Source organism: Mesorhizobium sp. M0615, from assembly GCF_040320805.1.
GTDB lineage: Bacteria > Pseudomonadota > Alphaproteobacteria > Rhizobiales > Rhizobiaceae > Mesorhizobium.
Map to the genome: position 1 here is coordinate 99,664 of NZ_JAMYQI010000016.1, position 25,151 is coordinate 124,814.

At 59.5% G+C, this 25,151-nt stretch carries 25 protein-coding genes and 2 pseudogenes; 15 read left to right on the top strand and 12 right to left on the bottom strand.

From position 1 onward, the window contains the following. Positions 1 to 18 precede the first annotated feature (18 nt). A complete protein-coding gene (locus NKI46_RS25760; RefSeq protein WP_352748602.1) occupies positions 19 to 2,274 on the bottom strand; it encodes a heavy metal translocating P-type ATPase in 2,256 nt (751 codons plus the stop codon). 67 nt (positions 2,275 to 2,341) lie between these two features. Between NKI46_RS25760 and NKI46_RS25765 the strand changes: the two genes are divergently transcribed. Continuing rightward, positions 2,342 to 2,767 carry a MerR family transcriptional regulator gene (locus tag NKI46_RS25765; protein WP_352748605.1) on the top strand — a complete coding sequence of 142 codons (426 nt, stop codon included), beginning with the start codon at positions 2,342 to 2,344 and terminating at the stop codon, positions 2,765 to 2,767. Between the two features lie 18 nt (positions 2,768 to 2,785). Here NKI46_RS25765 and NKI46_RS25770 read toward each other — a convergent pair whose 3' ends face one another. Further along, positions 2,786 to 3,394 (bottom strand): class I SAM-dependent methyltransferase, encoded by a 609-nt coding sequence (locus NKI46_RS25770; protein WP_352748608.1) that lies wholly within the window; start codon positions 3,392 to 3,394, stop codon positions 2,786 to 2,788. Positions 3,395 to 3,528: 134 nt separating this feature from the next. Between NKI46_RS25770 and NKI46_RS25775 the strand changes: the two genes are divergently transcribed. The 10 genes and pseudogenes from NKI46_RS25775 to NKI46_RS25820 all read left to right on the top strand — a co-directional run bounded on the left by NKI46_RS25775 (position 3,529) and on the right by NKI46_RS25820 (position 10,896). Further along, positions 3,529 to 3,999 (top strand): hypothetical protein, encoded by a 471-nt coding sequence (locus tag NKI46_RS25775; RefSeq protein ID WP_352748611.1) that lies wholly within the window; start codon positions 3,529 to 3,531, stop codon positions 3,997 to 3,999. Positions 4,000 to 4,199: 200 nt separating this feature from the next. Beyond that, on the top strand, positions 4,200 to 5,558 hold the full coding sequence (locus NKI46_RS25780) for a multicopper oxidase family protein (protein ID WP_502896838.1): 1,359 nt from the start codon (positions 4,200 to 4,202) through the stop codon (positions 5,556 to 5,558). Positions 5,559 to 5,589: 31 nt separating this feature from the next. Further along, positions 5,590 to 6,030 carry a DUF411 domain-containing protein gene (locus NKI46_RS25785; RefSeq protein WP_352748617.1) on the top strand — a complete coding sequence of 147 codons (441 nt, stop codon included), beginning with the start codon at positions 5,590 to 5,592 and terminating at the stop codon, positions 6,028 to 6,030. Positions 6,031 to 6,068: 38 nt separating this feature from the next. After that, on the top strand, positions 6,069 to 6,509 hold the full coding sequence (locus NKI46_RS25790) for a DUF411 domain-containing protein (RefSeq protein ID WP_352748620.1): 441 nt from the start codon (positions 6,069 to 6,071) through the stop codon (positions 6,507 to 6,509). A gap of 11 nt (positions 6,510 to 6,520) precedes the next feature. Next, positions 6,521 to 7,234 carry a TlpA family protein disulfide reductase gene (locus NKI46_RS25795; RefSeq protein WP_352748622.1) on the top strand — a complete coding sequence of 238 codons (714 nt, stop codon included), beginning with the start codon at positions 6,521 to 6,523 and terminating at the stop codon, positions 7,232 to 7,234. 340 nt (positions 7,235 to 7,574) lie between these two features. Further along, positions 7,575 to 8,324, top strand: a complete 750-nt coding sequence (locus tag NKI46_RS25800; RefSeq protein WP_352748625.1) for an SCO family protein — start codon at positions 7,575 to 7,577, stop codon at positions 8,322 to 8,324. A 164-nt stretch (positions 8,325 to 8,488) separates the two neighbouring features. After that, on the top strand, positions 8,489 to 9,145 hold the full coding sequence (locus tag NKI46_RS25805) for a DsbA family protein (protein WP_352748627.1): 657 nt from the start codon (positions 8,489 to 8,491) through the stop codon (positions 9,143 to 9,145). A 23-nt stretch (positions 9,146 to 9,168) separates the two neighbouring features. Then, positions 9,169 to 9,892, top strand: a pseudogene (locus tag NKI46_RS25810) (cytochrome c biogenesis CcdA family protein). 22 nt (positions 9,893 to 9,914) lie between these two features. Then, a complete protein-coding gene (locus NKI46_RS25815; RefSeq protein ID WP_352748630.1) occupies positions 9,915 to 10,478 on the top strand; it encodes a hypothetical protein in 564 nt (187 codons plus the stop codon). Positions 10,479 to 10,548: 70 nt separating this feature from the next. Continuing rightward, positions 10,549 to 10,896: a MerR family transcriptional regulator gene (locus tag NKI46_RS25820; protein WP_352748633.1), complete on the top strand. Its 348-nt coding sequence runs from the start codon at positions 10,549 to 10,551 to the stop codon at positions 10,894 to 10,896. Here the strand turns inward: NKI46_RS25820 and NKI46_RS25825 are convergent. The 6 genes from NKI46_RS25825 to NKI46_RS25850 all read right to left on the bottom strand — a co-directional run bounded on the left by NKI46_RS25825 (position 10,841) and on the right by NKI46_RS25850 (position 15,408). Continuing rightward, positions 10,841 to 12,229, bottom strand: a complete 1,389-nt coding sequence (locus tag NKI46_RS25825; RefSeq protein WP_352748636.1) for a calcium-binding protein — start codon at positions 12,227 to 12,229, stop codon at positions 10,841 to 10,843. The genes NKI46_RS25820 and NKI46_RS25825 overlap by 56 nt on opposite strands. A 318-nt stretch (positions 12,230 to 12,547) precedes the next feature. Then, positions 12,548 to 12,883, bottom strand: a complete 336-nt coding sequence (locus NKI46_RS25830; RefSeq protein WP_352748639.1) for a hypothetical protein — start codon at positions 12,881 to 12,883, stop codon at positions 12,548 to 12,550. Positions 12,884 to 13,026: 143 nt separating this feature from the next. Next, positions 13,027 to 13,164, bottom strand: a complete 138-nt coding sequence (locus NKI46_RS25835) for a hypothetical protein (RefSeq protein ID WP_352748642.1) — start codon at positions 13,162 to 13,164, stop codon at positions 13,027 to 13,029. A gap of 159 nt (positions 13,165 to 13,323) precedes the next feature. Continuing rightward, the gene (locus tag NKI46_RS25840) at positions 13,324 to 13,566 is read right to left on the bottom strand and encodes a DUF982 domain-containing protein (RefSeq protein WP_352748644.1); all 243 of its coding nucleotides are present in this window, start codon (positions 13,564 to 13,566) and stop codon (positions 13,324 to 13,326) included. Further along, positions 13,566 to 13,796 (bottom strand): hypothetical protein, encoded by a 231-nt coding sequence (locus NKI46_RS25845; protein ID WP_352595927.1) that lies wholly within the window; start codon positions 13,794 to 13,796, stop codon positions 13,566 to 13,568. Before NKI46_RS25845 ends, NKI46_RS25840 begins: the two co-directional genes overlap by 1 nt. 550 nt (positions 13,797 to 14,346) lie before the next feature. After that, on the bottom strand, positions 14,347 to 15,408 hold the full coding sequence (locus NKI46_RS25850) for a hypothetical protein (RefSeq protein WP_352748647.1): 1,062 nt from the start codon (positions 15,406 to 15,408) through the stop codon (positions 14,347 to 14,349). A 214-nt stretch (positions 15,409 to 15,622) separates the two neighbouring features. On the opposite strand from NKI46_RS25850, the gene NKI46_RS25855 reads away from it, so the two are divergent. The 3 genes from NKI46_RS25855 to NKI46_RS25865 all read left to right on the top strand — a co-directional run bounded on the left by NKI46_RS25855 (position 15,623) and on the right by NKI46_RS25865 (position 18,778). Further along, a complete protein-coding gene (locus NKI46_RS25855) occupies positions 15,623 to 15,844 on the top strand; it encodes a DUF768 domain-containing protein (RefSeq protein WP_352748648.1) in 222 nt (73 codons plus the stop codon). A gap of 1,085 nt (positions 15,845 to 16,929) precedes the next feature. Beyond that, positions 16,930 to 18,168, top strand: coding sequence for a putative hexosyltransferase (locus NKI46_RS25860; protein WP_352748650.1), 1,239 nt, complete (start codon positions 16,930 to 16,932; stop codon positions 18,166 to 18,168). Continuing rightward, a complete protein-coding gene (locus tag NKI46_RS25865; RefSeq protein ID WP_352748652.1) occupies positions 18,155 to 18,778 on the top strand; it encodes a hypothetical protein in 624 nt (207 codons plus the stop codon). The genes NKI46_RS25860 and NKI46_RS25865 overlap by 14 nt, the downstream gene beginning before the upstream one ends. A 568-nt stretch (positions 18,779 to 19,346) precedes the next feature. On the opposite strand, the gene NKI46_RS25870 is transcribed toward NKI46_RS25865, so the two are convergent. Genes NKI46_RS25870 through NKI46_RS25880 form a run of 3 tightly spaced genes read right to left on the bottom strand, consistent with a single transcriptional unit; the run spans position 19,347 to position 21,508 of the window. Further along, positions 19,347 to 19,796 (bottom strand): GtrA family protein, encoded by a 450-nt coding sequence (locus NKI46_RS25870; protein ID WP_352748655.1) that lies wholly within the window; start codon positions 19,794 to 19,796, stop codon positions 19,347 to 19,349. After that, positions 19,774 to 20,466, bottom strand: a complete 693-nt coding sequence (locus tag NKI46_RS25875; RefSeq protein ID WP_352748658.1) for a class I SAM-dependent methyltransferase — start codon at positions 20,464 to 20,466, stop codon at positions 19,774 to 19,776. Before NKI46_RS25875 ends, NKI46_RS25870 begins: the two co-directional genes overlap by 23 nt. Beyond that, the gene (locus NKI46_RS25880; protein WP_352656103.1) at positions 20,441 to 21,508 is read right to left on the bottom strand and encodes a glycosyltransferase family 2 protein; all 1,068 of its coding nucleotides are present in this window, start codon (positions 21,506 to 21,508) and stop codon (positions 20,441 to 20,443) included. Before NKI46_RS25880 ends, NKI46_RS25875 begins: the two co-directional genes overlap by 26 nt. Positions 21,509 to 22,649: 1,141 nt before the next feature. Between NKI46_RS25880 and NKI46_RS25885 the strand changes: the two genes are divergently transcribed. After that, on the top strand, positions 22,650 to 24,482 hold the full coding sequence (locus NKI46_RS25885) for an OmpA family protein (RefSeq protein ID WP_352748661.1): 1,833 nt from the start codon (positions 22,650 to 22,652) through the stop codon (positions 24,480 to 24,482). A 522-nt stretch (positions 24,483 to 25,004) separates the two neighbouring features. Here NKI46_RS25885 and NKI46_RS25890 read toward each other — a convergent pair. Continuing rightward, positions 25,005 to 25,151: pseudogene (locus tag NKI46_RS25890) on the bottom strand (transposase); the annotation flags it as partial.

Genomic DNA, 25,151 nt, shown 5'->3' on the forward strand with positions numbered 1-25,151 from the left:
ACCCAGACGCGTGGTTCGCTATGATCGGGCCGCGCCTTTCCAGGCCAGCAAGCGCATGGCGTTCGCCGTCACCAGCACTGTCGCCCCGGTATCGGCCAGAATGGCGGGCCACAGGCCGGTGATGCCGGCTATGGTCGTCACCAGAAACACCGCCTTCAGCCCCAGCGCCATGGTGATGTTCTGCTTGATGTTGGCCATCGTCGCTTGAGACAGCTTTATCATCGCGGCGACGTCGCCGACCCGGCCATGCAAGACCGCGGCATCGGCGGTTTCCAGGGCAACATCGGTGCCGCCGCCCATGGCAATACCGATATCGGCCGCCGCCAGCGCCGGCGCGTCGTTGATGCCGTCGCCGACCTTGGCGACGATGAGCCCCTGCCCTTTCAACTCGACGACGATGCGCTGCTTGTCCTCAGGCAACAGTTCAGCGCGCACCTCGATGCCGAGCTGCTTGCCGATGGCGGCCGCCGTGCGCTGGTTGTCGCCGGTCAGCATGACGGTTCGAATACCTGCATCGGTCAGCGCCTTGAGACCGGCCAGCGCGTCCGGCCGGGGCTCGTCGCGCATGGCGATGAAACCGGCGAGCGCATCGTTGATGAGCAGCACCGACACCGACTTGCCTTCGTCATTGAGTTCGGCGATGCGGACCGCCTGGTCAGCCGGCAGCGCGACCTTTTCGCCGGCAGCCATCGGCGAGCCCAGGAACACGTCCTTGCCGCCGACGTGGCCGACGACACCCTTGCCGCCGAGCGCCTTGGCTTCCGCCGCCGTGGGTACCGGCACACGATCGGCTTTGGCTTTCCGCAGAATGGCCAGGGCTAGCGGATGGCTGGACCCGGTCTCAAGAGCCGCAGCCAGCGACAGCACTTCCTTTTCGCTGACACCGATCGCTACAACATCCGTCACCACGGGCTTGCCTTCGGTCAACGTTCCAGTCTTGTCGAGAGCCACGGCTGTGACTTTGCCGAGGCCTTCCAACACCGCGCCGCCTTTCATCAGCAGACCGCGCCTGGCGCCGGCAGAAAGCGAGGCCGCGATTGCCGCCGGCACCGATATGACGAGAGCGCAGGGACAGCCGATGAGCAGCAGCGCCAGGCCCTTGTATATCCATTCGTTCCAGTCGGCGCCGAAGGCCAGCGGCGGGACGACTGCGACGAGAGCCCCGACGGCGACGACAGCAGGTGTGTACAAGCGCGAGAAACGGTCGATGAAGCGCTCCGTCGGCGCCTTGCTCTCCTGGGCCTCCTCGACCAGCTTGACGATGCGGGCAATGGTGTTGTCGGACGCCGCCGCCGTCACGGTGATGCGCAACACGCCGTCGCCGTTGATGGTGCCGGCGAATACGTCGGCGTCGACGCCCTTGCGCACCAGCACGCTTTCTCCTGACACCGGCGACTCATCGATTGCACTTTCGCCTTCAACGATCTTGCCATCGGCTGGAATGCGATCGCCAGGCCGCGCCAGAATGATGGCGCCAACCTTGAGGGATTCGGCGGGAACTTCGCGCGTAGCGCCATTCTCCTCCAGGAAAGCCGTCTTGGGCACCAGCGTGGTCAGCGCCTGGATGCTGGAGCGTGCCTTGCCGGCGGCTACTCCTTCCAACAACTCGCCGACCAGAAACAGGAAGACCACGGTGGCGGCTTCCTCGCCGGCGCCGATGATGACGGCGCCGACCGCCGCGATGGTCATCAGCATTTCGATGGTGAAGGGAATGCCGGCGAGCGCGGCCATCACGGCTCGCCGTGCAATCGGCACCAGGCCGATCAGCATGGCTGCAATGAAAACCCAGACGCCGGTGGCCGGCCAGAAATAGTGAATCCCGAACGCTGCGGCCAATGCCACGCCGCTGGCGATCGTCAGCCGACCCTTGGCGCTGTTCCACCATGGCCCGGAGGTCGGCGTGCGGTCGTGGCCGTGCAGGCCCTCCATGTCATCGTCATGGTCATCCTTGGTTGTGCCGGCGTGGTGGTGGTCACCATGATCGTGGCCGGGGTGGTCAAGACCGTCCTTGGCGCCATGGCCGGCCGGCTTGGCATTCTGTGCAACTTCGCTTTTGAGCTGAGCCACGAAATAGCCGAGGCCGGTCACCCTCTTTTCGATCGCCGCGAGGTCGCTTTCCGGAGTGTGCCTGACGGTCATGGTGCCTGATGTGACCGAGACGTTCACGTCCTCGACGCCATGCATGCGCCGCACGGCGCTGTCGATTTTCGTCGCGCAGCCGGCAAAATCCATGCCCTCGACGCGATAACGGGTTTGCGCGGCGGTTGCAGCCATCGTCTCACTCCTTGAACCATTTTGGCGCCACGCTACCTTCTCTAGCGACTAGAGGAGCAAGCGAAAAATGACGAGCAGCGTTCCGATTGGCGAAGCGGCACGACAGAGCGGGGTGAAAGTGCCGACCATCCGTTACTATGAGCAGATCGGTCTGCTGCCCACGCCGGTTCGCAGCGAAGGTAATCGCCGGCACTATGAGGCGAGGGATTTGCGCCGGCTGGCGTTCATTCGCCACTCACGCGAGTTGGGGTTCGATATCGAAGCCATCCGCACCCTGCTGACGTTGCAGGACAATCCCAGCCAGCCCTGCGCAACGGCCGACACGATAGCCCAGGCGCGGCTGGCCGACGTGGTTCAGCGGATCCGCAGCCTCACGGCATTGAAGGCCGAGCTGGAACTCATGGTCGAAGGCTGCCGGCATGGGAAAGTCTGCGAATGCCGGGTGATCGAGGTGCTGGCCGATCACAGCCAATGCGAGCATGCCCGGCACTGATAGGCTGGCATCACTTTCTCAGGCCGTTGGCTGCTCAAACACGGCGCCGTAGTGATAGGGCGGTATTTCGACCACATGCCTTAGCCGCAGGCCGCTCGCCTCGACCGCCTCGATGGTTTGTTGCGGCGACAGTCTCAATTCGGTCCTTGGTCCACGAGGTTCGCCGAGGATCACCGTTTCCTCGCGCTGGCGCCGGTGCCAGTTGACGATGGCGAAGACGCCACCGGGTTTGAGCGTTGCATGCAGGGCTCGAGCCAAGCGCAGCCGATCGGGAACGCCGTGAAAGGCGTTCGCCATAAAGACGAAATCGGGTCGTCTCGAAACCAGACTGGCAAGCCCGTAGGCATCGCCTGCCACAAAGTCGCAATTGGTCATGCCGTTTTCGGTCACACGCTTGCGCGCCAAATCCAGGAAGTGCGGATCGATGTCGATCGCCGTGACGTGATGCGCGATCCTGGCGATCGGCAGCGTGAACCAGCCATCGCCACAGCACAGATCGACCGCCTCCATACCCGGTTCGAGCCCTACCGCGGCCAGCACGCCATCAGGGTCGGGCCACAGAGCTTCCCACCAGCCGGCAGTAGGCATCTCGGTGCCCTCGTAAAATCCTGGAAGATTGCTGGTCATTTTTCCCGCTTGCAGGTGCCCGGTGCCGACCGTTTCAGCAAAAGCTATATCGCCTCACAAGCGTAGTTGTCGCGCTCGCTGCATCATCGATGTTGCGTTGGCCGGTGTTCGACGCAACGCGATTTGGATCGAATATGCGCGCGGCCGATCACCACGGCCGCAGAATTGGGCTTGCAAAAGCTGCTTTTTGCGGTCAGCGTGAACGAATTATGGCCCTGCTGGCGCTAAAACATTTGCTCACAATGCTGCTCGCGGTGTTCGTAACCGTTGGCGTGAGCGTGACCGCCGTGCAGGCGAGCACCATGACGATGAAGATGACCACGGGTGCTGCAGCCAGCATGACCGTTGCCTCCGAAACGGGCATGAGCATGCCCGGCATGGGAGCGGCGAGCGACAGCGATTGCAAGGCCTGCCTCAAGGGCCCCGGCGACAACGGAAATCCTATGCACTGCCCGCCGACCTGTGTGGCTCCGATCCTCGCGGTGTTACCGCTCGAATTCACCGTGATCCGGGCACCGTTGCCGTCGGCATTGCCGACGCCGTTCCTTCACGGGCGAAGTTCCCTGCCCGACCCATTCCCTCCCAAACCCATCGATCTCGTCTGACGCAGTTTCAGCCGTCCCGCGGCTGATTTCTCGCGTTTGATTGCCGCTGGCGCTTTACGCCGGCGAGCACACAGCAATTCGACGTCATGAGGCTTGACGTCGATCGAGATCGCAAAGGTTCAAGAGTGAATACCAATTTCCATGTCCTATCGCGCCGCAGGTTTCTCGTCGCGGCGGCGGGCGTTGCGGTGTCCACGTCAATGCGCCCCGCGTGGGCAACCGGCATCGACGAACACCGGATCAAGGTCGCCCCGGGCCATGCCCTCCTGAAAAGCGGCGATGGCCCCCAAACCGCCGTGTGGACCTATGACGGCACCATCCCCGGCCCGACGCTGCGCCTGCGGCAGGGCGACCCGGCCCGCATCATCGTCGAGAACGGGCTGGACGAGGAAACGACAGTCCACTGGCACGGCATCCGGCTGCCGAACGCCATGGACGGCGTGCCGGGGCTCACGCAGCCGCCCATCAAACCGGGTGAGAACTTCGTCTATGAGTTCACGCCGCCCGATGCCGGCACCTTCTGGTATCACCCGCATGCCGACAGTCTCGTGCAGCTCGGCCGCGGGCTTGCCGGCGCGCTGATCGTCGAGGAGACCGAGCCCGTTGCGGTCGACCGCGACCTTATGTGGTTGCTGCAGGACTGGCGGCTTGCCGCCGACGGGAAGATCGCCGCCGGGTTCGGCAGCGCGATGGACGCGGCGATGTCCGGCCGAGTCGGCAATGTCGTAACCCTTAACGGCAGCACGCCGGCCGACGTGAGCGTGAAGGCGGGCGAACGCATCCGACTGCGGCTCGCCAATGCCTCGCTTGCCCGCATGATGGCACTGCGCTTTGAAGGCCATCGCCCGGTCGTCGTCGCAATCGACGGCCAGCCCTGCGATCCGCATGAACCGGAAGGCGGCCGTCTGGTGCTGGCGCCGGCGATGCGCATTGATGTGGTGCTAGACATGCAAGGCGACCCTGGCAGCCGTCATGCTGTGACTGATGACTTCTATGACGGCCTCGCCTACACGCTGACCACGCTTGCCTATGACAACGCGCCGCCGCTGCGCACCCATCCTCTCGACGCGCCTGTCGGCCTGCCGCGCAATCCCTTGCCCGAACCCGATCTCGTCAGAGCCGAGCGCCAGGAGCTTGTGCTGCAGGGCGGGATGATGGGCGGCGGCAAGCTCGCCGGCGTCGGCGGGATGATGGGCATGGCGACACCCGGCATGAATGGCACCGCTGCGTGGGCGATCGACGGCATGTCGATGACTGGCGACGGCCACGCCGGCATGGCGCCGCAGTTCACGCTGAAACGCGGTGCCACCTGTCATCTCACCATGCGCAACGAAACCGCGTGGTGGCACCCCATGCATGTCCATGGATTCAGCATGCTGGTGCTGTCGCGCAACGGCTCGCCGGTGCTGCACCGGCAATGGCAGGACACGGTGCTGCTCGCCCCCAAGGACACGATTGAATGCGCCTTCGTCGCCGACAATCCCGGCGACTGGATGCTGCACTGCCATGTCGCCGACCATCAGATGGCCGGTCTCATGACGGTGTTTCGCGTGAACTGAATTTGAACCGCTACATCAAGGAGAACTGCAAATGAAAATGACCTACCGCCTCGCTGCCCTCGCCGTACTGATCGCAACGCCGCTGCCTGCATTTGCCGCCACGATCAACGCTGTCATGTACAAGAACCCGAGTTGCAGCTGCTGCGAGACTTACGCAGCCTATCTCGAAAAGAACGGCTTCAAGGTTGAGCTGAAGCCTTCCAACGATCTGGACCAGGTAAGCGCCGGCCTCGGCGTTCCGCCGCAACTGCAGGGCTGCCATTCAGTGACGATTGACGGTTACGTCGTCGACGGTTTCGTACCGGTCGAACTGATCAAGAAGATGCTCACTGAGCATCCGGCCATCACGGGCATCGCGTTGGCTGGAATGCCGATGGGTTCGCCGGGAATGGGCGGCGAGAAGACCGAGCCCTGGACGATTTACGCCTTCACCAGGGATGGCAAGGCGCCGACCGTCTACGCGACCGAGTGAAGGCAGCATCGATCCCCTTCTTTTCAAGGAGAACTGCAATGAAACTGATTTACTCCCTAACCGCCTTCGCTCTAGCCTTTGCCATGCCGCTGCCGGCGGTTGCGGCGACGATCAAGGCAGTGATGTACAAGAACCCGCAATGCAGCTGCTGCGAATCCTATGCCAGGTATCTGGAACACAACGGCTTCAAGGTCGACATCAAGCCGGTCAACAATTTGTCGCAGATCAGCAGCGAAGCCGGTGTGCCGGCTGACCTCGAAGGCTGCCACACGCTGATGGTCGACGGCTATGTAATCGATGGCCTGGTCCCAGTCGACATCGTCAAGAAACTGTTGACCGAACGGCCTGCCATCACCGGCATCACGCTGGCCGGCATGCCGACCGGCGCGCCCGGCATGGGTGGCGAGAAGGTTGGTCCTTTCATCGTCTACGCCTTCACCAAGGAGGGTAAGGCGCCGACCGTCTACGCGACCGACTGAAGGCAACAGCAATGTCTGCCGATATGTCGGATTGCCCTGCCCGGACTTGGCTCACCATGACGTTCCTGTCCTTTGCCGGATTTCTTGTGCTGCTGGTCCTGCTGCTCGCCATTGCGGCGCTCGGAAAATCCTTGCTGTGGACGTCGAACCCCAAACGGCCGTGGCGACCTGCTGCCGGAGTGGAAGGAGCGGCAGCCATGAAGATTGTCGCTCTCGCTCTCTTCGGCGCCTTGCTGGCGGCGTCTCCGCCCGCGAAGGCTGGCGAGCCACCGCAGAATTTTGCCGTTCAAGAAACGCCACAGCCGCTTCCCGAAATCCAGTTTCAGGATGGTGATGGTCAAGCCAGAACACTCGCCGATTTTTCCGGCAAGGTCGTGCTGCTCAACATCTGGGCGACGTGGTGCGCTCCCTGCCGCAAGGAAATGCCGACGCTTGACAGGCTGCAGGCCAAATTGGGCGGGCCGGACTTCGAGGTCGTCGCGCTGTCAATGGATCGTGGCGGCCCGGACAAGGTGAAAAAGTTCTTCGCCGAGATCGGCGTCGAGCATCTCGCGCTGAACATCGACACATCGGGCAAGGCGATGTTCGCGCTCGGCGCCCTCGGCCTTCCCATGACCTTGCTGGTCGACCGCAAGGGCAAGGAGCTCGGCCGGTTGATAGGCCCCGCAGAATGGGATTCGCCCGAAATGGTTGCGTTCATCCGCAGCTATTTCGCTGCCAACTGAGAAAGGAATTCACTGTGACCCCTACAGAACTGATCCGAACCAAGGAGGCCTCGTCCGGCCGCGATGCCCGCGCCTCCATTCGCCACTATCTAGGCAGCCGACGTGGCTTGGTCGCATTGGCGGCGGCCGTGATCGTCGCCGGCCTTGCATTCAACTGGAGCTGGTTGGTCGCGGCAGGTGTCGCGCCTTTGCTGATCAGCGTTTTGCCGTGCGTTGCAGCGTGCGCGCTTGGACTGTGCATGCACCGTATGACCGGCAGATCGTGCAAGACCGATGACGTTTCGCAAAAAACTGTCGACGCTCCGGATCCACTCCCCGCCGATCTGAAAGGTAGTGGTTGATGTTCTTCCAGGTAGAATTCGAGACAGAGCGCGCTTCGTCGACTTGGGACGGATGGACGCGTTTGCTGCGAAGTCTGATCGCCGTCACGGCGCTGATTGTGGGCTTGGTGCACGGCGCACAAGCCCATTCGCTCGAAGAACTCGACGCCATGCTCCAGGGCGACGAGAAGTATTTCCAGCAGATTGACAGGCCAACACCTGACTTCACGCTACGCACTGCCGAAGGACGCATCGTGCATCTGGCTGATCTGCGTGGCAAAGTTGTGGTACTTCATTTCATCTACACATCGTGCACGGACGTCTGTCCCCTTCATGCCGAGAAAATCGCCGAGATCCAGAAGTTGGTGAACGGCACCCCAATGAAGGACCAGGTCACCTTTGTCAGCATCACCACAGATCCGACGAGAGACACGCCGGACGTGATGCGAAAGTACGGGCCAACGCATGGGCTGGATCCCGTCAATTGGTTGTTCTTGACCACGACCCAAGACCAACCGGAGGACGCCACCCGCGCCCTGGCAGAAGCCTTTGGCCACAAATTCACCAAGGCGGACGATGGCATCCAGGCGCACGGCATCGTCACCCATGTGATCGACAAGGAGGGCCAATGGCGCGCGAATTTCCATGGCCTGGATTTCGCATCGATCAATCTCGTCACCTTAGTCAATGCGCTGACCAACAGTGTCGAGCGTCCGCACCATGAGCAGGAAACTGGCTGGCTGGCGAAACTGAAGAACCTTTTCCGATGACCGCCATCATCATCCCAAGGGAGGAGAACCCTATGATCCACAATCCAAGGCAATTGTTGAGCAACGCCATTGGCAAAACGGCCCGTTCCCTCATGCTAGTAATCGCAACGGCATGGCTTGTGTTGGGTTCCGGATTCCAGAGCCAGGCAATCGCTGCAGGCGAAATGTCCCAGGACGAATTCAACAAGCGCGTGCACGACTATATCCTTGCCAATCCCGATGTGGTCATGCAGGCCCTGCAGAGCCTGGACGCCCGTCAGCGCGAGGCCGATGCAAAAGAGGCGAAGGCCGTTCTGGCGGCCAAAGCTGACGAAGTCTTCCGAGACCCGGCCAGCCCGGTCGGCGGCAACGCCCAGGGCAATGTCACAATGACAGAGTTTTTCGACTACAATTGCCCCTATTGCCGCCAGGTGGCACCGATCATGGCGCAGGCAGCAATCGACGACCCGCAGCTTCGGATCGTCTACAAGGAATTCCCGATCCTTGGCCCAGATTCCGTATTTGCCGCCAAGGCGGCGCTCGCCGCCGACCAGCAGGGCAAATACGCGGCGTTCCACAAGGCGCTATTCGGCACAAAGACAAGGGTGACCGAGGCGGTCGTGCTCAAGGTCGCGGCGGAGGCTGGCCTCGACGTACCGCGTTTGAAGACCGACATGCAGCATCCGGATATCCAGGCCTCGATAGACCGAAATGTGGCGCTGGCTCAGGCGCTGAAAATCAACGGAACGCCGGGTTTCGTCGTCGGCGATCAGATTTTCCCAGGCGCCACCGACCTTGCGACCATGAAGAGCTTGATCGAGCAAGCCCGGGCCGCCAAATGAGCCTACGGTCAAGGTACTGATCAATGCCGGAGATCTCCAACATTGGCGTGCTGGCCGCCTTCGCCGCGGGCATTGTTTCGTTTCTTTCGCCCTGTGTGCTGCCTCTCGTGCCCGGCTATATGTCCTATGTCGCCGGCAGGATGCCAATGGAAGGGTCGGCAGATTGGACAGCCCGCTTGTCGGCGACGGGCCTTAGCCTCTGCTTCGTGCTCGGATTTTCGACCGTCTTCATCGTGCTCGAAGCAAGCGCCACCGCGATGGGGCGGTTGCTGCTCAGCTATCGTGTCGAACTTAACCTGGTTGGTGGCGCCGTCGTTATCCTGTTTGGCCTGTTTCTCACTGGGCTCATCCGCCCGAACTGGATGATGCGTGAGGGCGGTCCCTCCTGGTGGAAGAGCGATCTCCGCTTACACTCTCGGCTTGGCCTTCGCCTTCGGTTGGACGCCATGCCTTGGCCCGATTCTCGGCTCGATCCTTTCCGTCGGCGCGGCGTCCGCCACCGTAGCCAATGGCGTCGCCCTGCTTGCGATCTATTAGCTCGGCCTTGGCGTTCCGTTCCTCCTTGCCGCACTGTTCACAAACAGCCTGGCACGGCGGCTGAAGGTTATGCGCCAAGCCGGCCGGTTCCTGCAGCCTGCTGCAGGATTGACCATGGTCGTCATGGGCATCGCCATGATCACCGGACAGATGTCGACATTTTCATTCTGGTTGCTTGAGCAGTTTCCCGTTTTCACACAAATCGGCTGAAGGCCGAGACTGGAGGTCCGTCATGACCCGAACAATGCAACCGAATAGACGGCTCGTTGTTCTTGGCAGCGTTTTCGGCGCCGTGACGTTTGCAGGCTTTTTCAAGGGTTCAGAATTGGCTATCGCGGAGGACCCTGGCCTAGCGAACCGTTTCAAGGATCTCAGCCAAAACGGCAACAGCACGTGCTCAAGCAAGTTCACCGAGTCCATCGCGACCATGCCCAGCACGTCGCGGATCAAGGGCTCGTGCTGCAGCCCAATGGAGGTGAAACGCTATGTCGAGCAGGTCAACGGCCTGGTCAAATACCGCGACATCCCGATAGTCCCGGCCGATCCCTACGACATCCCGGCAGGCATCGCGCAGAAGGCGATGCCTTACTACGATTTGAAACTCACCGTCGTCGAACAGCAGGCCTACGACCACGCGATGGCAAATTCTAACGAGAAAGGACCATGCTGCTGCCAGTGCTGGCGTTGGAACATGTACGGTGGACTGGCGAAGTACCTGATCCGTGAACACGGTTTCACGGGTGAGAAGATCGTTGAACTGTGGGACCTGTCGGACGGCTGCGGCGGGGCCGATTGAGCTGCGACGGCATGTTGACCTTCCAGCTACCGGAAGGTCTACCTTCTCTCGCGACACGGAGATTTCTGCCATGAACATCGGTCTCGCATCCGAAAAATCAGGCTTGCCCCCCAAAACGATCCGGTACTACGAGGATATCGGCCTCCTAAGCCCCGCCCGAACAGACAGCGGCTATCGAGATTATTCGATAGCCGACATTCATCGTCTGCGATTTCTGCAACGTTCCCGAAGCCTCGGGTTTTCGGTTGAGGAATGCCGCCAGTTGTTATCACTCTACCGCGACAAGGATCGTGAAAGCGCAGACGTAAAGGCAATTGCGCAAGCCAAGCTGGTGGAGATCGACAGGAAGATCACCGAACTGATTAGTTGCCGCCGTTGTGGATGTGATCGATCCCCGCAGCGTTGCCTGCGTATATGATCTCTCCCTGCACAGTGATCGTATCCCACGCCTTCGACCTAATCGGCGCTGACGAAAAGCTGAAAAACTCAATACCAAAATCACCTTCTTCGTAGTCCTCGACGATCACATGACCAATGTCAGCAACATTTTCAGAATTGAGATAGCTGTATGCGATGTAGAGGACGTCGCCATCAACCAAATAACTGGCACCAAAAAGGTTTGAGGCCTGGTCGCCGCGAACTAGGAATGAACCTGTGGGCTCTTCCATCGTTCCTACGAAGTGATCATACGTCGAGATCTCTTCCCAAGGCGAAGGGGCATCTGTGACGCTTGTCAACGCGACAGTCGTTTCCAAAAAACCTTCAACGGCTTCTTCGTGTTGTGATTGCAAAGCAGGCACGTATTGTGCCCATTCTGAAGGACTTTGCCTAAACCCGCCGAGTAACGGGATTCCCAAATTATCGGCCCTGTCACCTAGACCGTCGGCGCCAGACGGTATGCGAATAGCGTCGGCGCGAATGACAATACGATCATTGGAATCTCCTCCAATGACACGGTCATCCCCACTAACTATTATTATGTCGGCCTGGCCGTCGTCTGAGAGATAGTAGGTGTCGTGGCCTGCTCCTCCTTCCAGAAAATCCGTGCCAGCCCCATCATAAATATGATCATCTCCACCGCCGCCAAAGAGTTTCTCGTTACCATTGTACCCGATAATCAGATCATCAGTCGGACGACCGTCACCGGTCACCGATCCGACGCGGTTTATCGTCAAATCGTGGGCCTGATTCACAGTGCTTTGAATGACGTCATCTATTGGCGTATTGCCTGTATAAGATAGTATTAGCCGCTCCGGTATCGTTTCGTTTGGCAAAATTATATTGTCATAGTGAGCCCGACCTGCCTCGCCAAATGGAGACGAGGCCATAATCTCATTAGTAAATCTAACCGTTTCGCCAAGTGGATCGAAGTTAGGATCTGCCAAAAAAGCTATGTATTGCGCCGTCAATGTTGATTCATTTGTCGGGTCCGACAATCCAAGCGACGCATGCACAAGCTCATGTGTTAGAATACCTGCCAAGCTAAAATCTTTAACATTCCCCGAGAAATCTATGTATTTGCTGCCATTCCAATCGCTCGAATTTAAATACATGATGCCAGTATTTGCATTCCAGTGACTTTGACCGTTCGTCGACTGTACGATGATGTTAACAGCGGGCCCCGCGGCCGCGGAAAATAGCCTTTCTGCAGCCGATATTCCCTGAAGCGTGGTTAGAATGGTGCCTATTTCGGTTGCGAACGCACCCATTGAGCTATCGATCGTGACATTAAGTCGACCATACGCAGTCATGGATTTCTCCTTTAAAATACGCCGCCCAAGTTAAACTTAGCCAGAATTTCTTGCTCGGAACGAGATAGGGCCGCTGGAGGGCAGCTCGGTATTTTTTTGTCTATAGCCGAGTTAAATCGACTAAAGGCGGAGTAACCCTCAGTAGCGGTTTTCGATTCTGCCGTAACTGCCGCGGCTGCATGAATGCACGCCTGGAAGCGAAACATGCGCTCCCAACTCTCCGCCCAATCTGGTCCACTAGCGCCCTCCAGAATATAATTTCCACCACAAGTCGTCCTCAGGCACATAGTGACGTATTCGAAGTCACCAGATTCAAATTTATCTAAATATGCCTTCGCGTCTTCTTGCCGACTTACCGTCGTTTCCGCAATCAATTTCTCGATTTTTATTGTGTATCTCGTCGCACTGTGCGTTCTTTATGTCAGAACCGCCTTGGCATTTTTTCACAAAGCGACTAAAGCCGGCGATATTTGCCTTACGGTAACGTTCTATTTTTGCCGACATATCAGTATTGCTGGAAGCGATTGTATCTTCAGCTCCTGTAGCAGGAGAGAGTGACGCCGACATGCATATTGCTAGAACGCAGGCGCCAATTGAGGCTGCCGCGTTTTGAAAAACTCCAGCTAGCTGCATCGAAATTGAAGGATAATTCATAGGGCTCCATTCTTCTCGATGTGGAGGTAGGCATCCCGGGCAAAATCGACCTAGCAACCAGGCAAACCTGCCTGTCACTCAATACCTAAGGCCAAGCAACACGGCCACGCCAAGCGTAGACGCCAGCAAAGTGGCGGTTTCCTTCATGGATATTTCACCCCAAGCCCGACGATGTGCAAAACCGCAACTACCAGACCGGAGAGGCTTGTAATTCCGCTGATGATTGAGGCGCCTTTCAGCACCCGCTGCCTCCGTTCACGGCGATGCTCTTCATCAACCATGTGACCTCCATCGGTCACCCCCCGGCCCTATGGTACGCCCGCCGGCGAACAACTGTCCATCTGGGGCGTCGCTCGGTAGCCGGACGGCATAGATGCCCGTTGCGCTGGTGAATTCGCCGACCAGACGCGAACAGACCCGAATGGTCCCGTCCAGCGGTGTCAATCCGGCAGCAGCATCTCCTCTTCATCAGCCGCGGCCTCGAACAGCAGCCGGAAGTCATTACCTGGCATTTTGCCATCCATCGCAGATAGGCAAGCCTCGGCGGCCGGCCGCCACTTGGGGCCACGATTGGACCACTTTAGAAGCTCCTCCGCGGCGGCATCAACTCGGTTGACACCAAGGCGAAGCCCCGGGCGCTCAGTCTTCACATAAACCGGAGGGTTGAACCAACGGTGGGGCATCAAGCCTCTCGAACGTCAAAGGCGATGAACAGCCCCCAAACGGAGGCTGATTTGACGATCATTTCGACCAACTGGCAGTCAGTCTCACGAAGATCATGGCCGCGCTCGCGCACCGCTGCAATGGTCGCCTTCACGGAAATTATATTGCCCGGTTGAGAACCCAATAGGACCTGGCGAACCAACTCCTTGGCCGTTCGCTGTGCAGGCCGAACAGGTGCTTGAATGTCCATCCCATCCTCCCAGAGAGATAGAACGTCAACCAGCTATTCTGTGGTGCATCTTCCGAGAAAGGCAAGTGCCGGAAACGTACAAAGCAGGTTGTTTAGGGGCGCAATTCCCTTCGACCGATTTGCGCTTCGTTATCGTGGCGACGGATTGCGGTGCTCGGAGCGTCTCGGAGCCGTGCACCTCAACTCGACGACATCGACCCGAGGCGCACGCTGATCCGAGGAGCAGGACGAGGGAGGCTGGGACCGAAACGCCATGCTCTCGACCAACGGGTGGAACTCTCAGGTGGCGCGACGATGACGCCGAACGCCAATCTTCGAGCTGGCACGGAGGGCAAGCGTTCCCTGCAGCAATCGCGCAGGTAGAGCCCAGGCCCCCGAATAGCGTCCCTAGCCTCCATGCACTGCCAGCATCAACGGCAGGAACAGGGCGAAGTTCTGACCCCGGTCTCCGGCCGACTTCAGCGCCGAATGGCTACCAAACCAAAGCGATGCCCGGGCCTTCAAGGCCTCTTCTTATTCCGGCCAAGCCGGCCCGGAGCGCCGCATTCACTCACATCCCTTGAACCTGAGTGCAGAGCTGCTGCATCGAAGCCATTTGAGCAGCCGAGTTCGCGCCCGAACCCGTGCTGGTGCTGGCGGTCGTATCGCCAGCTGTATTCGAGGATCCCGACGTGCCGGTGGTTGTACCCGAACCAGTGCTGTTGCTGGCCGTGGTGTTACTGCCGGTCGAACCAGAGCTGCCTGAAGTGCCGGTGGCTGTGCCAGAGCCGGTGCCGATACTCGCCGTTGTATCACTGCCGGTCGAAGCCGAGCTACCTGACGTGCCGGTCATTGTGCCAGAGCCAGTGCCGTTACTGGCCGTCATCCTCGAGCAGTCGGAGCGAACCTGTGCCTGCTGTTCAGAGCTCAGGGACGACCAGTTCTTGCGGATCTCATCCTGCGACAGAAGTCTTCCCGAATTGGCGTCGCGGAAGAATGAGCCGGAGAGCTTGCTGTCCCAGCCGCTCGGGATACCGCTTTGGCCGGAGCCGGACGTAGAGCTCATACTGGACCCGGCCGATGAGCCGGACGTTCCGTTCGTGCCGCTGGATGTTCCCGACGACTGCGCGAAGGCCGCGGTGGCGAGACAGAGAGAGATCGCTGTAGCTGTCAAAATCTTACGTTTCATGTGAGTCTCCTTGGGGTTCGACGCCGTTGCGGCGTCGAATCCCAATCTCCAGGAAAGGCACTTGTTCCTGTAGAGAGCGGAATTGAATGTCATGATCCGTGCGCACCAGTCTTGGGTCTCGAATGCGATGCCGGAGCGCTTCAACGACCACCGAACTGCAGGCAAGGGCAAGCGGCCGGCAGCAACCAGGAGGGCGACCAGAGCGCCGACATAGAAAGGAAGGAGGTAAGCAAATATCGCTTCCGCTAATTTAAAGGACCGCACTTGTGGTCCGCAGCGAAGTTGAACTTTGTCAACATGCGGCCTTTTTTGCCGCAGCGGCGCCATATGGCTTTCGACCAGGCGCACGTGCTCGGCCTCGACAGTCACCAATGGCCGGAGGCTGACGGTCACCTTGTCGCCGCCGATGCGCGTGACCGGGCCGATTAATTCAATGCTGGCCAATCACTGAGAGATCGAAGCGACAACACAATGCGGGAAGTCATAGGTGGGGATCGTCACCCTTATGCGATCGGGATCACCCGACCTCTTACAATCGCGGGACGGCGACCTCGTCGCCGACTTTGATATTGCCCCGAGCCATGTCCAAGAGCCTGGAGCAGCCGGCGCTGGCGTCAAGATGAGCCGAAACTAATATGCGCGGGCGCTTTATCTGCTCATGAGCACGCGCGGCGCAGACTTTCTGCACAAGTGGATTTTGAACAAGGTCCCTGATACGGTCGGTGCCGGTGTCATCTCTGTTGCCGAGCTGACCCAAGAGCTTTTCGCCGATGCTAAAGCGCTCGGCATCAAAACGACAGAGATCGAGGAACACGTCGGCAGCGCCTACGAAGCGATCCTCAACGCGGTCGTCCGCCGTAACGACTACTTGGCAAACTGATCATGTCGCGGTGCTAAGGGCGAGAGACAACGATAGAACAGGTCTTCCTTTGTTTGGCAGCCCTGTAGTCAGCTTCCCACGGCAATGCTTCGATGTCGGGCTTGTGCCCCGCTTCACGGTAGGCGGCCTGAGCCAGGTAACTTGCTTTGTCCCGCTCCACAAGGCAGACAAACGGCGGATTTCCCGGGCACCTGTAAAGGCCTACAGCTTTTTCCATGCAATAGGTGTCCTACGGGTGCTCGAGCATGTCGTCCTTCATTGCGATGACAGAACAAGAGATAGCATCGGCCCGGCACCCCTGTAAGGTTTTCGGCGAGCCTATTAATGTGGGGTTTACCATTGCTTTTGAGGGTGGCTGCGATGGTTGCAACGCATACGGATATCGCTCTGGCGGACCTTCAGGCCACCTTCCTATCTCGGCAGCAGTCCATGGCGGGGACCACCGCACTTCGCAGGGAGATGGACAACTCGACAAAGAAATGCGGCTTCACGCGAACTGCTGAACCGGCTTCGTCAACGTCATCGCGACGACGTGGCGCGAGGCTGGGAAGATGCCGACCCGGCTCCTGTTGCCGTGTCCGCGTTCCAGGCCGACGTTCACCGCTCTGCATTCCGAAACCTAGTCAAGGAAACGGGTGTGCCTGAGTGTCAATGGCGCGATTTTTGGCGGAGACCGGCTGATGGCCAAGGTTCCCGAAGGCCTTTGCCGGCCGCTGGCGCATTGTCGGTATGGATGTTTGGGAGAACGACTTCCTCGATCTCGTCGGCGGAAGAACATCTGACATTCAAAGGCTTGGCGGATGGCGAGATCGCCTTCTAGGCGGCCCTCACCGGCGAGGTACCCAGCGCGGTCGGCCGCCCAGCCATGCATGTCGATGAAGAAGGTCGCCCGTTGCGAGGAAACGGTGCCGTCGAAGCGCGAATATCGCTCCCTTCCTCGGCTGGTGTGATCGGTCGACCTGACCCAAGGACTTCCTGCTGCAGAAGGAACCGAAGCGGCGCGAGCATCGTTGATCCTTAAGTTCAGTCGCAGACGGGGCTTCAAGTCTGGTTGATGATCTTGGTGCTTTCGAGGGACCGATTTTATGGCTGGCAGCGCCATCGAGCAGGCGAACACAGGCTCGCCATCGGAGAGTATGGCGGCCTCACCTGTGGAGACACAACTGGCGCTTGGAGACTTGGCCCGCGCAAACGCTGGCGGTCGCCTTTGGGTCATCGCCGCTTCGGTTCCGCTCCTGTTCATGATCAGCGGGCTTGTCATTCGGTATGCTGCATTCCATTCAGTCTCGGCAGTGCCAGGCTTCGAAGCTTATGCGCGTGCGCTCTGCAGGTGGGACTGCGCGTGGTATGTGGACATTTCCGAACACGGCTACGAGCGTTTTCCCATTCCAGGCCAAAGCAACGTCGGACGTTGGGGCTTTTTTCCATTGTATCCCATGCTCGTGACGACCCTTCGGTTTGCTTTCCCTTTTTCCACGATTCTGATCGCGACGATCACCTCGACTGCGTGCAGCTATGCCGCCTGCCTTGTGGCATGGCCACTTCTGGAGAAGAACGTCCGCGCTTACATACTGTATTGCGCTTTTCTGCTTAGCGGGCCGTTCTCCTTCCACTTCACCACGTTCCTTACCGAACCTCTTTTCGTGCTACTGACGTCGTGCGTCTTTTTGGCACTCAAGCGCTCCAACTACCTGGCCGCTGGCGTTACATGCGCTTTGCTGTCGGCAACGAGGCTGGTCGGGGTCCTTGCTGTGTTTGCAATGGTCAATAAAATGTTCGAGCAGCACCGCCAGCAGGGCGGGTCGGCGGTGTCTTTCCCGCGATGGGTACTTGGTCGTCCGGATATGCTGGTAGCTATCTTCATCTCGCCCGCCGGCCTGTTTGCTTACATGCTCTTTTTGTATCTCACTGTCGGGGACGGGTTTGCTTTCTTGCACGTCCAGCGCGCGTTTGGGCGGGTTGCTGGCGATCCGCTCCTTTTTCTATGGGACGGTCTCGCTGCTGTTCCGACAAAAGGCTGGCTGCCCACGGCGCCGCAATGGAGCGCGCTCGCAGCGATTATAGGGCTGACACTATCGGTCGTTCTGGCGGCCCGCAGGCGATATGGCGCTGCGCTCTTCTGTGCGAGCAGCATCATCCTGCCGTTGATCACCAACCTGGCTTCCATGGTTAGATACGTCATTGGGCTTGCGCCGCTGCTGATGTTGATTGCCGAGCTGCTGTCGGTATCGAAGCTGACCTATCTGGTGATTTTGGCTCTTTTCCTGGGCGCATCTTATTTCATGACTTTGGCGTGGATTGGAGGCTATCTTGCCCTGGTCTGACAGCCTGTCACTCTATGGCCGTGCTGGCTCGACTCGCGGCTACGCGCTGGCGTTGGTTCTGGCCGTGTGCGAGATCATCATCCTCGCACTCGCTCTCAATCCAGATGTCAACGCCGATTATCGGGCCTATTACATCGATCGCACGACAACGTGCCTCAATCGCGATGCGGTTGGCAGCTACACTCCTGGCCAGACGGTATCGTTTCGATCCGACGGCGCCAAACAAGCAGCCGGCATGATGGTCTGCGGTTGGTCGGGCCCGGTAGCCGACGGAACCCATTCGCTGGGCGAGACCTCTCGGTTGAGACTGGAAATACCTCAGCTTCGCGACGAGCTTACGGCAACGCTACAAATGTCCGCCGTCATTCGTCCACCACAGACCACCCAAAGGGTAATCATCTCGGTGAACGGAGTTCGCGTACACGAGGTAACACTGTCGAGCAAAGACCCGACGACGATCTCGTTCGCGATCCCGCACGCAGCGTTTGCTAGCGCAAAGATACTCGAAGTGACTTTCGATTATCGCGACGGGATTCCGCCAAGCCCAGCCGCCAGCAAGATCTACAAACGCGCCATTAAATTGGTATCGTTTCGGCTCGACGCCGACTAGAGAGCACTTCACCGTTTTGTGCAAACGGTGAAGTGCTCTAACTCTTTATTTAACGCGATTCCGGAAGGAACACCGCTTCACGACTTTCTGGAGTTACTCTATTTCAGCAGCACAACAGTTCCGCGATCATCCATGTGCCTGCACCTCCCGGATGGAGGAGAGCCGTCGCGTGCCTCCTCGCCGCTGGCCGGCAGCCAATCGCGATAGGGTAGAGCGCGGCGGGCTCGAGATCATTGGTCGCCGGGATTGCGGCACTACGCAGCGTCCGCCGGGGTCACGTTTTCTTTTGCGCGTCGTTCGCCTCGAACGGCTGATCGGTACGGGACGCAGGGCTCCCTTCGGAACGGAAGATTAATGAAATTAGGGCTTGTCTGCGGCGACAAACCATTCGGTGATCACCACCCTGCGTAGAGGGCAAATCACTGATCGTCACGTCGTCGTGGTCAAAATTATCTGCATGAGATCGTTCCTTGCGTTGGAGGCCGCGATTCAGCAAGCGGCTTTGGAGCAGCACGTTTCCGTGAAACGATGAACTGCTTTAGAACGAATCTTTCTGGCGGATTACGTATCAGCCATCGCCGGTCTGATCGGGAATGTGTTCCGCAAAGACCCATCGGTCGAGCACGACGAAATTGATCCCGGGCACAAGCAAGCAGGTAATCATGATGGGGAAGATGAGAGGGAGGCCCAGCTTCGCCGTCAAAAGCGCCGGCGCGCCATAGGCGATCGCCAAGCCGATCGCCGCCAGCAAGAGAAAACGCGGAGCCTCTGATCTGTGCGACCCACGCGACATGAAGGTTACTGACCTGTGCGCGAGATAGGAAAACAACGCCGCGGCTGCGTAAGCTGCAAGGGACGCTCGGACGGGGCTGAAGCCGAACCGTTCCGATTTGACAAAGGCGGTTGCCAAGGCGGCATACAGGATTGTGGCGGCGATGCCGACCAGGCCGAAGCGGGCCAGAAGCTTTAGGGCGCCGCCGCCGGCAGATCGATGCTCAGACACGCCCACTACACGCATACTGGGCTCCAAGCGGCAGCAGCGCCAGGGCACGCTCAACCTGTCTGGCGAACCCGCCGGTCGACGGGAGCAGCAGGAAGTGCTCGGATCGAACCTCCCTAAAGCCTGCTTGTCGAAAGAGGGCCACTGCTCTGACCGCGTTGAGCAGGACCGCGTCTTGGTCGAACGGACACCGGAGCACCGCCAGACGCGTCAGCGGATTATAGGGATTGTGCTCGATGATGCAGGCGACGCCGCCTTGCCGCACGACCCGTCGCATCTCGCGAAAAAAATCGAGCCAGGATGCGGGCGAAACATGATGAACAACACAACTGGCAAAGGCCAAGTCGAACACGCAGTCGTCATAAGGCAGGCCCGTCGTGGTGCATGTCCTATAGACGACGCCCGGATTGTCCTCGCTGGCGCGCTGGATCGACCCTTGCGAGACGTCGCAGCCATCCAGGCGATCGAAAGCGCCGTCTAGATAAGGATGGAGCGAACCGACACCGCAGCCCACATCAAGCGCCCGCACCATGGCTCCCCGGCGACGAAGTCCTCGCTCGGAGACTATGCGCCGCAGCAGGTCGGCCTTTGCAGCCAAAAAGAAATCGTGCTTGAGTCCGGAAAAGCGGATCGACCCATCGATCGTCTCTGCATAACTGGATCTATAGCTGTCGAAGAGTTCGGCCACCGGGAGCGACTCCGTTGTTGGGCTTGCGAAATGATCTCCGGCGCCCACCAGCGATGGCAGGCACCGGCTCGTCGAAGCCGGTAAGCCGATTGATCACGTAAAGAGGTCGGCGTTTCACCTCGGCGTGGATACTACCGACATAGAGGCCGACCACGCCGGTCATGAAAAGATTGATGCCACACAGAAACGATACGATCACCACGGTGGACGTCCAGCCGGCAATGACGCCGGTTTCAAAAATCCAGGCGAACACGGCGTAAGCGCCAAAGGTCAGGGCAAGTGCGGAAATCGCCGATCCGCCCCAAAGCGCAAAGTGGAGCGGCTTTTCCGAGAAGCTGACAACGGCGTGAACGGCAAGGTGCATCATCTTCCAGAAAGGGTATTTGGTCTGGCCGATGGTCCTCGGAGGGCGTTCGAATGGCACCGCCGCTTGCTTGAATCCCATCCAGCCGAACATGCCTCTGACGAAGCGATCATGTTCAGGCATGTGTCTGAAGACGTCCAGCGCATGGCGGCCGACCAGGCGGAAGTCCCCGACGTTGCGCGGGATGTTGACCGCCGTCATCTTCTCCAGGAAACGGTAGAAAAGATCGGCGCTAAGCCGCTTGAACCACGATTCGCCTTCGCGCTTAACACGGCGGGCGTACACGATCTCGAAACCTTCCTTCCACTTTGCCACGAGATCAAGAACGACCTCCGGTGGATCTTGCAGGTCGGCATCCATGACGATGACGGCATCCCCCGCAGCAGCATCCATGCCTGCCGTGATCGCAATCTGGTGTCCGAAATTACGGGAAAGCTCGATAAGCCGGAAGCGAGGTTCGGCGGTGACCACCCGCCGAAGGTATTTGACGCTGCCGTCATGACTACCGTCATCGACGAAAATCGCCTCGGTCTCTCCGTCCAGCCGACTGATCAGTGATCTGATCCGTTCGATCAGTCGCGGCAGCACTTGTTCTTCATTATATATCGGCAGGACCAGCGAGTAGCGCGGCGACGCGTTCACTCCCGTCCCGACGCTTTGGATCACAGAGGCTCGCATGCGGATGAAAATGAAGAGCCCGCACCAAAGTTCCATAAGGTGTAACTAATTTAGAAACTTTAGATATGGCGAATCGGTTGGAAAGGCAGGCGCGTGTGAAACTGGGCGACAGGCGCGCAGCCTACTTCGACGAGAAAACAGTTCGCCGGATCTAAAGGTTATCGTCTAGCTGCTTAACCCGCTATTGGGGAAGCGTCCGCCCAACGCGACCTCGGACACGTTCCGCACATTCCGACGGACTCAAACGCAACGCTACCTACAAGCGCTGCAGACCCTTATCCCTTATCCCTTATCGAGATATCGTGAACGGCCGGAGCATCATGGTTCTGAGCCGGATTCCGCGTCTTTAAAAGCAAAAATCCCGCAAAAGCTGAGGCAGACCGCATATGCGTCCGATTAGCCCAAACTGTGCGGCTGCGGGGCAGCGCCCCGCGGTGGCTGGGCGCCTGTCGGCCAAGCAGAGCCGCTTTTAAATCAAATGCCTCCGAGCGGCGCAAACGGCCATTCTTGTTCGCTGTGGACATTGAAGCTCACAATCTCGGCATCCTCGCTAGGGTCGGCTTGAGGTGGCGCCTTGCGGAAATCCAACAACCGTGGTCGGCCGTGGCAACCAAAAGCCGAGTCCTGCATTGTAGTAGATGCTGTTATACCAACTCCCCATGTGCTGTTCTCGATGCGGTGCGCGCGGCCATGATTATGAGCACTGCACGCATTTGAACCATGGCAGCCTCTCCGAGGCGCCTGCGCCTTCCACCCAGGGCGATGAACGGCACAACCAACAGGTTCCGGTTAGCAATCCAACCCAGGTCGCTGGGCCGGGCCGGATATTTTGACACTGATTGAAGTCGTGCGCCTGCAGCGTCAGTTCGCGGCACTGAAGCCATTTGCCCGCTGGGTCCCAGACGGTCAGAAGGGTCCAGAAGGCCCATCCGCTAGCCAGCGGGCGTTCTCATACCGCAGATTACCCCGGAACAGGCCGCGGCGTCCTCCGGCGGACTGGATCTGCGGCTCGGCTCGCGGCGTCGCCTCCGAAGCAATCTGCCCGTCGGCTGTTAGCAAGCGCGGCATTCCAGATCGAACCGGAACGAATGTAGCAGTTGCCCAGTTTCAGTAACGACGGGACACGTCAAGGAGAATTCAAATGACACGCCGACCAAAAATTTTGGCTAGCACTGCACTCGGTTTGCTGATCGCGTCCGCGCCGTTCGGGCCCTTCGCGCCCCTCAGCAGCGCCGCCTCCGGTCCCGCACGGTTCGTCGCATCCCCACCGCCGATCTTTATCAAGTTAAAATGCAAGGAGGGCGAGTCCGCCGAAGCCTGCGCGCTGAGGCAGCAGGCTCCGGGGGAAAACGCTGCTCCACCGCCAGCGACCGAACCACAGCCTGCTCAGAAACCGCAGGAGCAGCCAAAAGAGGCAGCACCTGCGTCCGAGGCAGCTCCCGTTCAAGAATCCACCCCACCGGCTGAACCATCCGCGAAGGAACAGCCTGCTCAACCGGCCGCGCCGGCGCCGGCGTCCGAGGCTGCGCCAGCGCAGCCGGCCCCAGACAAATCGGCTCCAGTTAAGCAAGTCCAGCCACCTGCAGATAAGGCACCTATACCCACTCCGGCTCCCCAGGCGCCTGCTACGACCGATCAGCCTGCGCCTGCCCAGGGCGAACAGCCGGCGGAACCTACGAGCAAGCCAGAAAAGAAACCTGCCGCCGAGCAGCCTGCCGCCGAGGCGCCTGCACCAACGCAGCCCGTGACTGGAGAACAACCTTCGACCGATCAGCAGCCTGCAACCGCCCCAGCTAATGGTGAGCCAGCGGCGCCCGCCCAAAGCGAAAAGCCAGTTCAGGGCGAGGCTCCAGCAGATCCGAACGCCGCACCAGTCCTCGACAGCGAAAAAGATGCAAAACGTCCGGGCAAGGACGGCAAAATGCCCGCTCAGCAGAGCGATGGAGGTCAGGCCCCCGCTTCTGCGGCTGCCCCCGTAGACTCCGGACCGCCTCCTGCGGACGACAAGGCAGCGCAGCAGGAAATCAAGCCTGAGAAGATTGTTCCGGTGACGGATGAAAAGGGTACCCGCCGCGACAAGGCCCCGGATAGCCAGGCGCCGGAGCGTCCAAAGGGCGCCGATGTTCTCACCGAAATTGGCGGCCGGATCATCATCCAGTTCAACAACCAGACGATCGTCCGGAGCAACGAAGCTCCGCGAATGAACCGTGGTGCCAAGGATGTATACTACGAGGATCTGCCGGGCGACCGCACGCGCGAGACAATCGTTCGGGACAATGGCATCCAAATCGTCACCATCCGCAACCGCTTTGGCGATGTCATCCAGCGATCGCGCATCACGCCCGACGGCCGCGAGTATGTGCTGAGCTATGTCGACGAGAGGTATTACCAGGACGTACAGGATTGGCGCGATCCTGGTGATGACTTGCCACCGATGCGGCTGAACATCCCGCGCAAACAATATATCCTGGAGTCCGATTTGGTCGAGAATGCCGACGACTACTATACCTTCCTGGAGCAACCGCCGGTGGAAAAGGTCCAGCGGCTCTACTCGGTCGACGAGGTCAAGCGCTCGGCGCGTGTGCGCGATATCGCCCGGCGGGTTGATCTCGACACGTTGAATTTCGAGTCCGGTTCGGCGGCGATCTCGGACAGCGAAGTCCAAAAGCTGCAAGGCGTTGCGGACGCAATGGAGCGGCTGCTGAAGAAGAACCCGGCCGAAACATTCTTGGTCGAAGGCCATACCGACGCCGTCGGTAGCGACAATGCAAACCTGGCCTTGTCCGACCAGCGAGCAGAGGCCGTTGCCGAGGCCCTCACCACCTCCTTCGGCATCGAGCCAGAGAACCTGACGACCCAAGGCTATGGCGAGCGCTATCTTAAGGTAAACACGACAGGGTCCGAACGACAGAACCGCCGCGTCGCAATTCGCCGCATCACACCGCTGGTGGCGCCGGTCGCCAGCGCCAACTGACAACGGGTCTCGCGACGCGGAAAAGAGTGCCGAGTCGCGAGACCTTTGCCAGCCAAGCTGATCAATGCTTCGGCCTCCTCTGCTGGCCGAAGATGCTTGTCTTTCAACCCCGACGCGGCCTGTCAGCCTTCCGTGCGGTTTTACCATTCCACTTGCGGCTAAGTTACATTCCCGCATGTTCAGGCAAGGCTGAGGAAAGTACCATCGTTTGTCATCGAGGCCACTCGGTTGCGCTCGATGATGCGGGGCAAATCGCGCCTTCTGCTGATGGTCCAAGACCAGCCAAGGAAATCTGCCTGGCCAATGAATTTTCGCGGCCATGCTTGCGCGCGGCGCGGCGAAGCCGTCTGTCCGTTTTCACCCCAAGAGCCTCCCGACCGGCGGTCACGCCATCGCCGACTTCTGCCAAATCCGAAATCCTAGTTTAATAGCTATCACCTGTGACCCGAGGTTCCCTGCCGGGGACTTTCGTACGCGGTTGTGTGCGTCAAGTTCTGCAAAAAGGGGCGGCCATGATGCTGATCATGCGGCTTGGCGCAGAGCGAGCTTCTTGTGCTCGCGCAGGTCGTCCATGTGATGTATCCCGGTTGGCCTCCATCCAGTTTTCATTGGTCTCGACGGCCAACGCCCTGACCAGGCGCAGGCAGCTTTCGGTGTTGGGGAAGATGC